This is a genomic window from Microcoleus sp. MON1_C1, assembly GCF_036701945.1.
Lineage (GTDB): Bacteria > Cyanobacteriota > Cyanobacteriia > Cyanobacteriales > Microcoleaceae > Microcoleus.
Map to the genome: position 1 here is coordinate 14,658 of NZ_JAUBRO010000065.1, position 16,128 is coordinate 30,785.

At 46.3% G+C, this 16,128-nt stretch carries 10 protein-coding genes; 1 reads left to right on the forward strand and 9 read right to left on the reverse strand.

Annotated features, from left to right (window positions below):
- The first annotated feature begins 128 nt into the window (after positions 1-128).
- The gene (locus QUA62_RS25835; protein WP_015174783.1) at positions 129-476 is read left to right on the forward strand and encodes a hypothetical protein; all 348 of its coding nucleotides are present in this window, start codon (positions 129-131) and stop codon (positions 474-476) included.
- Between the two features lie 110 nt (positions 477-586).
- Here the strand turns inward: QUA62_RS25835 and QUA62_RS25840 are convergent, their stop codons facing one another.
- The 9 genes from QUA62_RS25840 to QUA62_RS25880 all read right to left on the reverse strand — a co-directional run bounded on the left by QUA62_RS25840 (position 587) and on the right by QUA62_RS25880 (position 15,824).
- Positions 587-1,456: a rhodanese-like domain-containing protein gene (locus QUA62_RS25840; protein WP_333407608.1), complete on the reverse strand. Its 870-nt coding sequence runs from the start codon at positions 1,454-1,456 to the stop codon at positions 587-589.
- A 3-nt stretch (positions 1,457-1,459) separates the two neighbouring features.
- The gene (locus QUA62_RS25845; protein WP_333407609.1) at positions 1,460-1,936 is read right to left on the reverse strand and encodes a type IV pilin-like G/H family protein; all 477 of its coding nucleotides are present in this window, start codon (positions 1,934-1,936) and stop codon (positions 1,460-1,462) included.
- A 49-nt stretch (positions 1,937-1,985) separates the two neighbouring features.
- Positions 1,986-3,047, reverse strand: a complete 1,062-nt coding sequence (gene mtnA / locus QUA62_RS25850; protein ID WP_333407610.1) for an S-methyl-5-thioribose-1-phosphate isomerase — start codon at positions 3,045-3,047, stop codon at positions 1,986-1,988.
- Between the two features lie 116 nt (positions 3,048-3,163).
- Positions 3,164-3,709, reverse strand: a complete 546-nt coding sequence (locus QUA62_RS25855) for a hypothetical protein (RefSeq protein ID WP_333407611.1) — start codon at positions 3,707-3,709, stop codon at positions 3,164-3,166.
- A gap of 262 nt (positions 3,710-3,971) precedes the next feature.
- On the reverse strand, positions 3,972-4,529 hold the full coding sequence (locus QUA62_RS25860; protein ID WP_333407612.1) for a hypothetical protein: 558 nt from the start codon (positions 4,527-4,529) through the stop codon (positions 3,972-3,974).
- A 262-nt stretch (positions 4,530-4,791) separates the two neighbouring features.
- Entirely contained in the window at positions 4,792-6,153 is a 1,362-nt protein-coding gene (locus QUA62_RS25865; protein WP_333407613.1) for a cytochrome 450, read from the reverse strand.
- Between the two features lie 318 nt (positions 6,154-6,471).
- The gene (locus QUA62_RS25870) at positions 6,472-14,463 is read right to left on the reverse strand and encodes a DUF7948 domain-containing protein (protein ID WP_333407614.1); all 7,992 of its coding nucleotides are present in this window, start codon (positions 14,461-14,463) and stop codon (positions 6,472-6,474) included.
- 464 nt (positions 14,464-14,927) lie between these two features.
- On the reverse strand, positions 14,928-15,092 hold the full coding sequence (locus QUA62_RS29530) for a helix-turn-helix transcriptional regulator (RefSeq protein ID WP_445301719.1): 165 nt from the start codon (positions 15,090-15,092) through the stop codon (positions 14,928-14,930).
- A complete protein-coding gene (locus QUA62_RS25880; RefSeq protein WP_333407617.1) occupies positions 15,093-15,824 on the reverse strand; it encodes an AraC family transcriptional regulator in 732 nt (243 codons plus the stop codon).
- Between the last annotated feature and the right edge of the window lie 304 nt (positions 15,825-16,128).

The window sequence follows — 16,128 nt, forward strand, 5'->3', positions numbered from 1 at the left end:
ATTTAGCCTAGCTTCTTGAGACAATTTTTAATTAATACCAGTTTCGCACTCCAATTGAGCTGGAATGTACTTCTTTTGGGTTACTATATTTTTTATCATTAACAATCGTATGTTAAATTTCATTGCCCATGTCTCTTTCTCCGCTGACACTGAATTTAGTCGAAGGTTCTGTCTCCTTTAGCTTTTCCCCGCAAGCCGCGCGGGATTTGCAAAGCGAAATTGCCGCTTTGATGGAAAGCTTGAAAGCTGTAGCAGCCAAAACCGCTGGCGCTAAAGCTTCTCCCCAAAAACCGATGGAATATCGGTATGCAGGAGATGTATTTTTAGAAGTTTTCTGCAACCCGAATATCTGGCCAACTCCTTTTGCTGCGAAAGTGCTGATTACGGTTAGGGACGATCGCGTGCGCGTGACCACCGAAGCCGAACTCAGCCGCCTGCGCGACGATCTCGCTCAGTATATCGAACAAGTCGGTTGAGATTCTCAACCTGAAACGCTCTTGTTTTAGATTCCCGACTTCTTGAAGAAGAACAGGCTTTCGGGCTTCACAAAGAGTTAATTTTATTGTGGGGAGTAGGGGTTGGGCTTCTAGCCGGCCCCTGAAAGGCTTATTGAAAGGGGATAACTATCTGCAGGCGACGCCGACCATTCCCACATAGAACCTGCATAATTCTTAGCATTAAATCCCACATTTGTCAAGACACAAGTCAACCATGCAGAACGAATTCCCCCGGAGCAATAACTCACAATTTGAGTTGACTGCGAAACTCCTTTTTGCTGCAAAATAGCGACAATTTCCCCGCGACTCAGCAGTTGTCCCTGTTTGTCCATTAACTGTTTGTAGTAAAGGTGAACCGCACCGGGAATGTGGCCGCCCCGCTTTTCTCCGTAAGGCGTTTTACCTGCATATTCTCGCGGCTCTCTGGCGTCAATAACTGCTAAATTAGCATTGCCTAAAATAGCTTTTAAATCATCCCGCTGAATTTCCCAATTCGAGCGGCGAGATATTACAAAATCTCCTGTTTGCGGTGGATTGTTTGCAGCTTTTACTCGATTAATTCCAGCTTTCATTAAAGCTCGATATCCTCCCTCGACAAAAACGGCTTTTTCGTGTCCCAAAGTCCGCAACATCCAAACAATTCGCCCGTCTTCGCCCCACCCTTTAACCGGATCGGCAACGACTATGACAGGTTTGTCTTGATAAATGCCAATTGCGTGCAGTTTTTGAGTTAAAACTGTGTTATTTTCGATAATTTTGCCTTTGTGGGGAAAGTCGAAACGCGAAAATTCCTGCCAAGTTACGGAAATAGCTGGTGGGAGATGACAAAACCACTTTAAAATAGGTGCGCGAGCATCTAGCAAAGTAGCTCCTTGTTCCAGCAATTGCTTAGCTAAATCGGCGCTTACTATCCAATTATCTGCCAAGTTATACACTAAATTACATAGTAAATTAGACATGATTTATTGAGCAATTTTTCCTGTACCAGCAGCGCATTTTAAAACCCCTTTGGTATTAGTTGGATTAGGTGGTTTAATCTTGCCAGGAGCAGCATTTAGACACAAGATTGTTTGGGGCTTGTTTCCCACCAAAAAGACTCCCCCCACAAAACTTTTGAGATTAGCTTGCTTCGATACTCCGTAGTTAAATACTGCAGCTTTGTTGACCATGCCGATCGAGTAGCTGTAATTGGCTGAATTAGGTTGAGTTTGCCGACCTAGATAAACCAATAGATTGGAAACAGAACTTGTAAAGCCTGCTTTTTCTGCATAGTAAACTTGCTGAGCTTTATTCATCGAACCCACAAATTGTTTGGCTTCTGATTCCTTAGCTTTAAGCGTTTGTGACTTTTGAGCTTCCGCGACTGTACTGAAAAAAACTGGCAGAGTTAGAGCTGCGATAGCAACTTTTATCTGCCAGTTGCGGCTGCTAGAAATCATGCTTAATTTCACAGACAACAGGTGGAAGAAGCAGGTGAGGAACATATAACTAAACTAATTGTTTTGCCTGAAACTGTTTCAACGCCCAAGGAGCAACCGTGCCGTGTTCTGTAATAATTCCTGAGATTAATTCGGCAGGAGTTACGTCAAAAGCGGGATTGTAAAATTCTACTCCCACAGGACAAATTCGCGTAGTTCCAACTTGATACATTTCAACTGGATCGCGTTCTTCAATTGGGATTTTACTGCCGTCGGAAAGTTCAAAATCAATTGTTGACAGAGGAGCGGCGACAAAAAACGGGACGTTGTGAGCTTTGGCAACAATTGCTAAACTGTAAGTGCCAATTTTATTGGCGGCATCGCCGTTAGCAGCGATTCTGTCTGCACCCACAACTACTGCGTGAATCATTCCGAGTTTCATGCAGTGAGCGGCCATATTGTCTGCTATCAATGTCACGGGAATTCCTTCTTGCACGCATTCCCAAGTGGTGAGTTTTGCACCTTGGAGACGCGGCCTAGTTTCGTCTGCAAAAACTCTTCCGAGTCTTCCTTCTCGCCAAGCAGAACGAAATACACCTAAAGCAGTACCGTAGCCTGCTGTTGCTAATGCACCGGCATTGCAGTGAGTTAGTAAGTTCAATTTTTCCGGTGTAGCTGGCAGAACTTCTAAACCTTTGTCGCCGATATCTTTACAAGTTTGCAAGTCTTCTGCTTGAATGGTTTTGGCCATTTCTAACAAAGTTTTTTGCACTTGTTCGACAGAACCGCTAGTTCTCTCGGCTGTTTTGAGCATTCGCGATATTGCCCAAAACAAATTAACCGCCGTGGGACGAGTCGATCGCAATAACTCGCCAACTTGTTCTAGTTTAGTAAAAAACTCGGTACGATCGCCGGTTTCGATTTCTCGCGCCCCCAAATACATCCCGTAAGCTGCTGCTACCCCGATCGCCGGAGCACCTCGGACTATCATAGTTTTAATCGCCTCAGCCATATCTTCGCAGCGGCTAATTTCGACTACACCGTATTCTTTTGGCAGTCGGTTTTGGTCAATTAGCAGAACTCGGTCTTCCATCCAGGTGACGGGGGAAACAGGGGAGTTTTGAACGGTCATCTATTTCAATTATGTGAGGGACAAGTTTCTATGATGCCATGAAAGCGACTATTCCCGCCACTTCGATCGACAAAACCCGCCTAATTAAGCGGGTTTTGTAGTTTTCCTAAATATTTTCACTCTTTTGCAATAATTAAACAATCACTCTCAACCTTAGACAGCATATCTGGGAAAGCTGATGTGTAGTTCCCATCTTTGTCTACAATCCGGCGGAGTGTATATCCGCTGTCAGCAGGTCTGCCGAAAAACGAGTTTGTGCGATGCCAGATATCTCCATTCGGAGTATTCGGATCTCGATCGATCAAAAAATCTACAAGCCACTGTGGCACAGACCATCCAAACACTATCGGCGTGATGTGCCCGTGCTGCAAAGTTGCATCCGAGAATCGGAACAAGTAAGTGATCCGAGAAAATTTGACTAAATAAAGTAACATCCGTCCCGCCATTGATGAATGAAATGTCCAGATAACAGGGTCAAAAACTCGCAGCAATAACGTCCGTTCGTCAGCATTCCAGTCTGAACTGTACATCGTCAAACAATCGTCTGGTAAAACATTGCCGTCCATAAAAAAGATACCTTGCAGGACTTCTGGTAACTCGGCTGGATGTTCTACTTTCATCCAATTCGCGATGTCTTTTAGTTGCTTTTCTTCGATTAACATGGTATTATTTATCCTCAAAATAGTTGTGTTTTGGTTTCCTATTAGATACCCCCTTGATTTCTTAGTCGATCGAGCGATCGATAGTTTATGTGGCGTGCGGTTTCAACTCACATCTTGCATCCTAGCCAATCAGTTATTCAGGGGCGGGGGGGACACCCCACAATAAACTTGATGTCTTGTGGGGTGCGCCGTCGGGCCTGTTAAGCGAGAAGGGTGCAATATCTCAGTTCCAACCGCTTTCTGATGCGAGCTTTTGGATTGATTACCCCTGCAAATTCGGCTCAGAGGCTCGTCGCACTTTGCCTACCGTACTCACGACATCCACCAGCATCTTGAGTGCGATGTCTTTACCGGGGCAAATCCGTCCCGCGCTACGATCGCCCACCGAATGAAATCCCATATGAAAAGGGCACAGATTCTCGCGCTTAGGGTTGAATTCGTATACCGTAGAGCCCCAGAAACTCTCGTTTAGCAGTCCCAGGCTGAGCGGTATCAGTACCTTGGTTCCGGCTGGGAAAGTGCGCTCTTTGCCCGCTAACGTTGCGGTGAATGGCTCTGTGGCGACTCGGTGCGTGGCGCTGACGGGAGCCCAGAGGCGGGCGCATTCCAGGAGGAAGAGCTCGATCGACTGGCGATCGTCCAAATCGAGCCGATCCCAAAAATCAGTCGGGTTAATTTCCGCCGTCTGCTGTCCTTTATAGGCGGGGAGAGGGCGGTATCCCATTGCCGTGTTACCTAGGTGCAGAGGGCCTTGCAGTCCCGCTATCCCCATAATCGATGTCATCAGCTTCGCCAATTCCCGCTTAGTTTCGATTAACATGGTATTATTTATCCTCAAAATAGTTGTGTTTTGGTTTCCTATTAGATACCCCCTTGATTTCTTAGTCGATCGAGCGATCGATAGTTTATGTGGCGTGCGGTTTCAACTCACATCTTGCATCCTAGCCAATCAGTTATTCAGGGGCGGGGGGGACACCCCACAATAAACTTGATGTCTTGTGGGGTGCGCCGTCGGGCCTGTTAAGCGAGAAGGGTGCAATATCTCAGTTCCAACCGCTTTCTGATGCGAGCTTTTGGATTGATTACCCCTGCAAATTCGGCTCAGAGGCTCGTCGCACTTTGCCTACCGTACTCACGACATCCACCAGCATCTTGAGTGCGATGTCTTTACCGGGGCAAATCCGTCCCGCGCTACGATCGCCCACCGAATGAAATCCCATATGAAAAGGGCACAGATTCTCGCGCTTAGGGTTGAATTCGTATACCGTAGAGCCCCAGAAACTCTCGTTTAGCAGTCCCAGGCTGAGCGGTATCAGTACCTTGGTTCCGGCTGGGAAAGTGCGCTCTTTGCCCGCTAACGTTGCGGTGAATGGCTCTGTGGCGACTCGGTGCGTGGCGCTGACGGGAGCCCAGAGGCGGGCGCATTCCAGGAGGAAGAGCTCGATCGACTGGCGATCGTCCAAATCGAGCCGATCCCAAAAATCAGTCGGGTTAATTTCCGCCGTCTGCTGTCCTTTATAGGCGGGGAGAGGGCGGTATCCCATTGCCGTGTTACCTAGGTGCAGAGGGCCTTGCAGTCCCGCTATCCCCATAATCGATGTCATCAGCTTCGCCAATTCCCGCTTAGTCATGCCGTTGTTTTCCGAGCTCTCCTCGAAGTCGGCTAAAGCTGGGGAATTCTCATAGATAGTCGCTGCACGCTCGATTAGAGCGGACAAATCCCCGTGTCCAAAGACGTTCAGGCTTTGCAGCAGGTTGCCGATGACGGCGAAGTAGTGCAGCGGGCTTTGGCGGGTGTAATGCAATTCGGTGAGAAGTTCGATCGACTCTGAATCGTCTGGATTAATCCCAAAGATGACGTAGTGCAGGTATCGGACTAAAAATCCCATCCAACCCCGCTTGACATCGGTAAAAAACGCTCCCCCCGCACCGTGTGGCATTTGGGCATAATCGGCGGCTAGCCGATCGAGCAACCGTCGGGCGATCGCGTCTCCCTGGCGATCTGTTGTGGCACTGTTGAAGAGATACTTCTGCATACAGCTTCGGAATGCTGCGTGGTTGCTGCTACCATCAGTGGCGCGATCGGACAAAGACAGTAGAAAAAGGTTTCTGCCACCGACATCTTGGTTGGGCGCGCCATCGGAATCGAGTACAGAAGTACCAAGCCGCCATCCGCGCGCCTGGGGCGATGTGAGTGCTTTTTCTAGCGTGTCAAACTCTCCCATCACGACTTGCCCCGCGCAGCAAAAATTGGCTCCGAAAGCCAGCCGTTTTAGTGGCAAATATGTGGGTTCGTTGGCAATCAAACCCTCAATCAGGGCGATCGGCGGTAGCATCGTTTTGCTGAGACTTTCTTCCGGGTTTTGCAAAGCCCAAGCCTGAAACTCATTCAGTGCCGGGTTCATCAGCGATGAGAAAATAGTATCTAAATTTAGGTTCATCATAATTCCTCCGAGAATCCCTCGCCATAACCCGCTTTGCAGTTAGCAGCAAGAGGGTATTGAGCGGCAATTGAGCGGGTATTGAATCCCACTTAAATGCCAAAATCAGTAAATATAACTATAGCCATCTTTATTGGTGAACGCAGTGGCAATATAGATTAATTCTACTCAATATGTCTGCGTCCCAGTCTAGGCTTCTTCCGGAGATTTGATGTAGTTTATTACCAATTTATGGTAAGTAGATATACTCTCGGATTCTCAAGTATTAGCCCCAATCTCTGAGAGTCGCAGATAACTACGGTTATCTGCGACTACTTGCTACTAGATTGAGCCAAAATCGGCGACACCAATCAGACTCGACGATACTCCAATTAAAGAAGCAAAAACTTTTCCGGTTGAGGCAAAACTAATCTGAGTTATGCCATTACTTTCAGTAATGGCCAATTGCGAAAAAGTCACTCCATTACCGAGAATCAGCAAATCTTTGCCATCTTCAAAATCGGCAACGGTATCGATGCCCGAATCATTAGATAGTAAAAAGCGATCGCCCCCGATGCCTCCCAGTAAAGTATCATCTCCCAAATCGCCGCTGAGGTAATCGTTACCCTCACCTCCTACCAAGATATCATTACCTTGACCGCCGTAGAGAGTATCGTCGCCCTTTTCACCCATCAGGATGTCTTCGCCTCGATTGCCAGAAATGAAGTCATTACCAGGGCCCCCTGTCAAGGTATCAAAACCCTTACCGCCGTAGAGAGTATCGTCGCCGATTCCGCTATCTGTCAAGTCGCTGCCTTGATTGCCATTCATCCAATCATTGCCATCAAGACTAAAGAGGAAATCATTGCCCTTTTTGCCGCGCAAAATGTCATCAGCAGCGCTACCCATTAGAGTATCATCACCATCAGTGCTTTCGGTAAAGTTTTGACCGTCTTTGACTAATTCAATACCGCTATCGGGTAAGGGTTCTTCGGGATTTGAAGGTGCGGTGGAGTCATCTGTTACAGTATTGCGGACAGTAGGGTTGTTAGCTGTCGCCGACTGAATTTGGGTATTTAGGGATGTGCCTGTATTTTCTGAGCTCGCCTGTTGAATCGTTTTAGTTCCTGCGGCTACTTGCTGCAAGTCTTTGGCGACTTCACCCTGTTCTACCAGTTGTACCCGGGCTATTTCGGTGGCTGCATCTGAAGGCGAGGAATTGCTGGATGCGATCGCACCAATCCGCTGATTGCCCTCTGCAATAATTTTAGCAACTTCCGGTGCAAGATTCGATGCTGTCTGTGCTTGCAGTTGAGTTGCAGCCGACTGAATGACGGTTTGCAATTGTGCGGGATTGGTTAAATCGACAGCGCCGGATTTAATTTGATTGGCAATAGTGGAAATAATGCCATCGGCAATTTCATTCTTAGCAGTAGTTGAAGCACCGCTAATTAAATTTGTTGTCAAAACAATGGTATTTTGTACCTGAGCGTGTGCAGCATAAACAGCTAACCCGTTCGGATCGTTTTGAGTAATTGCCTGTAGCGGGTCGTAGCTAGTCAAGTCAATTCCTGACGACAATCCAAGTCCTGATTTTACCCGATTCTGTGCCTCATTTATGCTAATCCGTTGCTCGACTAACTCAGTCATTAGAGTAGTTAACGGAGTGACGACCGTAGCATCCGGCGTGGCAAATAGAGGGGCTTCTTGAGGCAAATCAGTAGAGGTATTGATGCCATCGGTAATGACAATTCTGCCTTCATCTGGGTCGAGGTTGCCGCTGTTATTCTTGTCGAAACTGTCAAGAGTAACATCTAAATCAAAGCTGCCCGAAGCATCAGTAATCGTGAAAGGTTCATTGTCATCTCGAAGACCGTTAAAGTTGCCGTCAAAGAAGACTGTAGCCCCTGCCATGTAACCGTTAATTGCTTTGCCTCTGCTGCCAGCACTCGGCCCTACACTAAAGTTAGCTAACTGAAATGTGGCAAAGTTCTTATCGTAGACTGTTTTGTAGTTGATTCCACAAGGATAAGGGATGGTTATTGAAGGAATAATGGTTACTCCAAAAACCTTTACTGCCGGAGTTGTTTTCTTGCAGAATTCTGGTAACAATGCTTTTACTTGAGCACCGAGGAAAGCATTAACTTGACCAGTTACATCAAACAGTGCCGAAGGTTTGCTGATGCGGGAAGTAATTTCCGATGTTCGGATTTTGCCATCACCGCCTTTTTTGGGCTGGAACTCTCCGATATCTATCAAATCAATGCCCACTTTGCCTTGAATTCCACCTTTGACATAGCCCTCGGCCACGCCAACATTCAACCCTGCACCTACGGCAATGCTAGCATCAAGTGTAAGTTCGTCAACATCTGGTCCTGTGCCGTCCGCATTCAGGCGATCGCTCACATAAAATCCATCCAAAACTTTGCCAGCAGAACCCGTAGCAAAATTAGATTTTTTCCACTCACTCAATCCATAGGTATCGTACCCAAATCCTAAATGAGCTGAAGCACTAAACTTGCCTTGCAGTAAACCCTGAATCGGCCCCCAGATCGGGAAATTTTTCTGAATGTTAAAATCAAATCCCAGTTTGGGCATATTGTAGGTAAAGAGGGGAACATCCGGTTTACCTAACAGCAATTGAATGGCAGTTTGCGGCTTAGTCAGAAGTGGCAAATCAAAACCTTCAATATCTTTTAAAGCATTTAAGAATTCCTTGGTCTTGCCACTCGTTTTGGAATTAATTTGTTGGTAAGCTGTTTGTGCAACACTTTTTTGAACGGGGACAGCCTTCTGAAGATTGGTATTTGCACGAGAAACATCTATCGCCCCCAGACTGTACGATCCCAAGTCGATTTTATCGGGAGAGTTGGCTATTTGGTTTGCCAAATTCACCACTTTGTCAACCTTGGCAACTCCATCCAAAAAGCGAGTGTCAATATCGCGACCCGATATTTTGGCTGCCAATTCTAACACCGATACCTTGCCATCCTTATTTTTATCAAACGGCCCCGCTATCCCAAGTTTTGAAAGCAACTTGGTGTCGGTATTTAAGAAATTAATAACTGGTCGAAATGGTTTAATCACATCAGAGATTTTACCCACAACAGGCTTGGCAAATTTATTGACAAATGTGCCTAAATCTAGTTGAGTGTTGTTGAACTCAACTGTGGGGTTTTGGGACCCCGTTAATTGACCGTTGGCGTAATTTAGAAGCGGCCAATTGACTGCTAAGTCAAAGTTGTAGGAGGGGAATGCAGCATTGCCGTTGATGGTGGTTTTAGCTTGCAAGCCGAGATTGGCATTGCTCTTTAAGTTGGCATTGAATAAGTCTTTGAACTGATAGCTGCCTTGCAGTTCTGGCAGGGTGAGGCGAGAGCCATCATTGGGCCCACCAAGATTGTCTAAGTCCTTCAGCTTGACTTCTAGGTTGGCATCGACTTTAGTCGGTTTTTTGGGATCGTTGGCGAGGTCTACTTGGAAAAAGCCTAAGTTGCCTTTTGCCTTGAATTGGTCATCTAGACCCAAGTCTATTTGGGCTGTTAACTTTGTTTTGTCGGTATCTATGTAGCAGCCAAACTCTTTACTGACACCAACTCCTAGGGACAAGTTGTAGTTGTATTTTGATTTGGCTTTTCCATCTACATCTAAGCTTAATGCGGGTACTCCTAAGTTTTTCGAGAGATTGATGTCGGGAAACTGATATTGTTTGCCAAGGGTAATTAGCAACGTGTTTTCGTCAGCACTTGAATTCCCAGTTAGAGCGACTGTGAAATCTGGCCCAAGTGCTGTGCGGATGCTACTTTCTAACTGACTGATACTTTGATTTGCCCCATTTTTAACTGCATCGACTAGCTTAGTCTTGAAGTTGCTAATAAAATCTGGGGAAATGTTCTTGAGGGGGCCGATAATGGGTAGGTTAACTGCCTGTAATTGGTTGTCAAGAATTTTCTGAAGTTGATCTAATCCAGCTTCTACACCGCACCAATTATTCTGTGGGCCTGTGGTGACTGGTGGTGTCGGTGTTGGTGTGACAGGCGTTGGCGTTGGTGGCGTGACAGGCGTTGGCGTTGGTGGCGTGACAGGCGTTGGCGTTGGAGGTGTGACAGGCGTTGGTGTTGGTGGCGTGACAGGCGTTGGCGTTGGAGGTGTGACAGGCGTTGGTGTTGGTGGCGTGACAGGCGTTGGTGTTGGAGGTGTGACAGGCGTTGGTGTTGGCGTGACAGGCGTTGGCGTTGGTGGCGTGACAGGCGTTGGCGTTGGTGGCGTGACAGGCGTTGGCGTTGGTGGCGTGACAGGCGTTGGCGTTGGAGGTGTTGGGGCAGTGTCGTTATCAGTAATGGCGACGCTAACAGGTGAAATTGTGATGCCGTTATAATTAACATCGGTACTGGTAGCAGTATGTGCGATCGCCGCCGCATGATTTCCTTCCACAACCGTATCATCTGTAGCCGTTACTGTGACTGGTTTCGCCACATTCCAGTTAGTAGAGTCGAAGGTAATCGGTGCGATCGCACTTATTTGATTTCCCGCATCAAAGCTAATCGTCACAGGTGCCGTCGGCGACGAAGAAAGCTTGAGTGTATAACTGCCTGTGACACCGCCTTCAGTAGCAGTTGTACTCGCAGGTGTAATAATCACCTCTGCCGTATCGTTGTCAGCAATCGTCGCAGTCACAAGAGAAATTGTCAGGTTATTATACTTGATATCGGTACTGACAGACTGGTGAGCGATCGTGCCGCTGCGGGTTCCTTGGGCTATGCTGTCATCGATCGCACTAACACTCACATTTTGAGGAACATTCCAATTATTGGGGGTGAAAGTCAGAGGTGCGATCGCACTAATTTGAGTCCCAGTGTCAAAATTAATCGTGACGTTTGCAGCAGGTGCGCTAGTCAAAACCACGCCGTAGGTAGCCGTTGCACCGCCTTCAGCAATATTTGTACTGCCTGCCTGGACAATAGAAACACCAGGGCTATCGTTATCAGTAATCGATGCCGTCACATCGGGAATCGCTTTGGCGTTATAATTGGCATCGGTACTGGTAGCTGTGTGAGCGATCGTGCCACTGTGGGTTCCTTGTGCTACATTGTCGTCGATCGCAGTAACAGTCACAGTTTGAGCGACATTCCAGTTAGTGCTATCAAAAGTAATAGGTGTGGCGATCGGATTAAGTTGATTGCCAGTATTGAAACTGATAGTAACCGGTGCCGTCGGTTGCGAAGTTAGCTGGATTTTGTAACTGCCAGTTGCGCCGCCTTCTGTAGCAGTGATGTTGGTAGGTGCAACGCTGAAACCTGCTGTATCGTTATCCGTAATGGCGACACTAACAGCCGGAATTGTGATGCTGTTATAGTTAGTATCGGTACTGGTAGCAGTATGGGCGATCGCACCTGCATGATTTCCTTCAACTGCATTGTCGTCCACAGCAGCCACCGCGACAGTTTGAGCGACATTCCAATTAGTAGCGGTAAAAGTAAGTGCGGTAATTGGTTGAATTTCACTGCCTGTAGCTAAGTTAATCGTAACAGGTGCTGTTGGTTGAGTATTTAATTTAACGCTATAACTTCCAGTTGCACCGCCTTCCGTCGCAGTCGTGTTAGTCGGAGTAATGCTAACGCCTGCCGTGTCGTTATCGGTAATGGCGACACTAACAGCCGGAATTGTGATGCTGTTATAGTTAGTATCGGTACTGGTAGCAGTATGGGCGATCGCCCCTGCATGATTTCCTTCAACTAAATTGTCGTCCACAGAAGCCACCGCGACAGTTTGAGCGACATTCCAATTAGTAGCGGTAAAAGTAAGTGCGGTAATTGGTTGAATTTCACTGCCTGTAGCCAAGTTAATCGTAACAGGTGCGATCGGTTGAGTATTTAATTTAACGCTATAACTTCCGTTTGCACCGCCTTCCGTAGCAGTCGTGTTAGCAGGAGTAATGCTAACGCCTGCGGTGTCGTTATCAGTGATGTTAGCATTGACCGTGTTGCCGACAATGCCATTAACCGTAAAACTTGCAGTAGTCCCGTTATAATTAGTATCGGTACTGATAGCAGTGTGAGCGATCGGACTCGTGTGCGGCGAAGTTTCAGCTACGGTATCATCAACTGCACTGACTGTCACCGTTTGCGGTACAAACCAGTTAGTTGGAGTGAAACTAATGCCAGCAATAGGCTGAATTTGACTCTCAGTATTGAGTGCGATCTCCACATTTGCAGTAGGCTGATTAGTCAACACCACTGTATAAGTATCCGTCGTCCCGCTTTCTGCTACATTACTGCTGCCGCCCGACTCAACAATCTTGACCTGTGGCCCACCAGGAATTATTTTAGCAATAAAAGCATCAGAGTCACCTCCCCCATTCGCGACTTGCCAAGGAGTCGCTGTAGGCAAATTAGTAGAATTAGTACCTCCCGCCACATAAACTGCACCAGAAGCATCCACCGCAATACCATTACCGTAGTCGTCGCCGCTGCCGCCCAGATAAGTAGAATCAACCAAGGCAGAACCCAACGAATTAATTTTCGTGAAAAAAGCATCCTTCCCCCCAGCGCTGACACTTTGAATAGCATTCTTAGTCGGAAAATTAGTCGAAGTCGTATCCCCCGTCACATAAACATTATTCGCACTGTCTACAGTAATGCGATGCCCGTTGTCATCTCCGCTGCCGCCCAAATAATTTGAATAAATCAAAGAAGAACCGTCAGGATTCAGCTTGCTGACAAAAGCATTATCGCTGCTATAAAAATCATTACCAACACCTGCAAAAAGCTCCTCAATTTGGTTAACTCTAGGGAAATTACTTGAATTGGTAGTTCCTACAACATAAGCATTTCCAGAACTGTCGACAGCGATATCAGCACCTTTTTCCTCGTCGCTGCCACCTAAATAAGTGGAATAATTACGCACACCATTCGCGTCAAATTTACTCAAAAAAGCATCATATAGGCCACCTCCCCCTATACTTTGAAAGGCATTAGTCAAGGGTAAGTTAGTCGAATAAGTAAGGCCGGTAATGTAGGCATTACCATTATTGTCTATGGCAATGGCTTGAGCGTCTTCGCGAGCGCTACCGCCGAAATAAGTAGAGTAAACTAAACCAGTGCCAGTTGGATTAACTTTAGTAATAAACGCATCAATGTCGCCTCCAATTTGAGGTTGGGAGGCATTGGCAGTGGTGGGGAAATTGTTGCCTGTTAATCCGGTAACATAAGCATTGCCGTTACTGTCTACCGCAATGCCGTTGCCTAGGGCGCCGCTGCTGCTCGTGCCTAAAAAGGTAGAATAAACTAACGCATTGCCGGCTGCATTGAGTTTAGTTGCCGCAGCAGTGTAATTAGGTGCTGTAGGTTGAAAAGAACCCGGTGTAGTCGGAAAACCCGGATCGACTTGTCCGGTTAAATAAGCATTACCTTGACTGTCTACCGCAATCCCAAAACCGTATTCATTACCAATACCGCCGATATAAGTAGAGTAAACTAAGGCAGTTCCTTCCGGGTTAATTTTGGTAACTAAGAAATCAGCGTTACCGGCTGGCGTAATTTGGTACGCACCAGGAGTAGTCGTAAAATTGTTAACAGTAGTGCCAATAATGTAAGCCGCACCTGTGCTATCTACAGTCATGCGATTGGCGCCATCATTGTCGCTGCCACCTAGGTAAGTAGAGTAAGCTAAAACCGGGTCAATAACTAGGGGTTGAGTGCGGTCAAAATCTCCCAAACTAAAATTAACTTGACCGTTTCCTAATAAATTGTAAGCGGCGGGAACATTCACCCGCTGTCCGTTGATGTCCTGATAAACTATCGGTGCGTTATCAATTAATTCGCCTAGCGGTGTCTCTAATATCAGTGCTCCGTCGTCGCGCAACCGGATGTCGTTAACACCACTATAGTTCATCTTAATTTGACTCGGATCGGCAAAAGGTGCAACCAAGAATTCGCTCTTAAGTTGTCCTTCTGTTCCTTTAAAAACGCGGTCAATTCCTTGATAGACGTTTTGATAAACAACGCCGTTAAAAGTAGGCACATTAGTCTGCCATTGACTAGAATCTTCGCCTAAAAGAAAGTTAGCAACTCCCGGCAATTTTTCCAGCCCGGAAATTGTGGGATTCGGGTTGCTGTTGGCTAAGCTGCTGCGGACAACTGAAGAATTTGTGGCTTGGTTCCCCGGTTCATTGGGTTGCTGGAAGGCGACGAAAGAAATTTCGTTTGGAGTAAAAAAGATACTGTGACCGGCACCTTTCACCTGGAATTTCACATTCGGGTCTGTTTGTCCAGCATTTGCAATAAAACTTAAGGGAATTTGACCGTAAGATGCCTGTTGATTTTGAGAGCTCATAGCTGGTACCCCTGGTTTATGTTATGCGACTAAGTATATACAAGTACGAGCTCTGCTTTATAGTAAATTATTGCGGAAAACTTGCGAAAAATACAATTTTCTTGCGAAATTTTACCTAATTTTATGAATAATTGTAACAACGCTGACGGGTGCGATCAGTCAGTAAGTGCCAGAGTCCGACATTCCGCCAGTTCGATATTCCGAGAGTCCGAGAGTCCGCCAGGGGTTAAAAACCCCTGTCTCATAGGGAAAGTCCTCTCAAAGAGGACTGGTGTTGATGATAATTTAATTGGATTGATCAGTCGGTTTCAACCGACTTTCGCTATGAGACGGGGAATTAATTCCCCGCCGGACTTGTGGGTGAATGCAAAAACTCAAGAATGCTAAAAACTTTGGGTAAGTCCGAGAGTCCGACAGCCCGCCAGGGGTTAAAAACCCCTGCCAGACTGCGGGTGTTACCTTTATTAAAGTTGATCGCGATATTTCTTAGGAGTCAAACCGACAAGTTTGCAGAAAGTCTTGCTAAAGTGACTTTGGTCGTGAAACCCGACTTGCTGCGAGATATAGGTTATTGATAAATCTTGTCTTTTCAATAACTGTTTGGCTTTTTCAATCCGGCACTGAATCACTTACTGATGGGGCGTGACTCCAATTGATTGTTTAAACAAACGACCGAAATAATAAGGACTCATCTGCACTAAATTAGCAAGTTCAGTTAAGTGCAAATCTAGGTGTAGGTAGTGATTAATGTAATTAATAACTATTTGTAATTTGTGAGGGCCTAAACCGCCTTCCAAATCGCTCATCTTGGTTTTTTGTGCACAATAGCGGTGCAGTATATGAAGCGAAAGCGCGTTTTTCAGCGCATCGACATAAAGAGTACCGTTTAATCCACCCGATGCGAGTTCGGTTTTGAGGGCCCAAGCAATGCCGAAAATCAACAGATCGCTGATTTTCCAGTGCGGTATAATTTCAATCAGGTTTGAATTTGTCGATTCGTAAACTGTATTGTCGAAGTCGGTAGGTTCAAGAGCGATCGCCATAAATTCATGTTCTTCGACTGCATGTGACTGAAAATCAGTACCAGCAGCAGCGATGAACATCTCTCCACTTTGGCACGGTTCGCTACCGTAGTGTTTCCCGTTCAGTCCTACTCCCCCGATAGCTGAAGAGAATAGTATGCCAATGCTGTGCTGTTGCAGATAGTGTTCGGGAGATTCGTTTGGCGGCTGACAATGATATTCGACATGAATTCCCTCCCAATTTGCGCCGTGACTCGAAAGGATTGAGGTATTCGGCAGAATAGATTTCATCGCGTCTGTCTCGGCAAAATCAAGAATTATTGCTTTCTCTGGGGACATAGCTTGCACCTAAGACAGTTGCTATTATTGTATAGGTCTGAAGTTCTTCTAGTTATACAAAAGATACCATGCGCTTACCATACATCTTCTCGGTCTGTTTGTCAAGCTTCGGCAATAAAAATTAATGGAATTTGACCATAGGGTGGTGTAGGGTCGATCGAGCATCGGCACTTTCATACCAGCCGTTGCGCCTACAATTAATTACTGATAATTCTTAAGTTTTAGAGCTATAGCAATTCCATTTGAGATGTAAATATGGATTTCTATGGTAAAATAGGAAAGTTTGATAATAAATGAAAGGGAA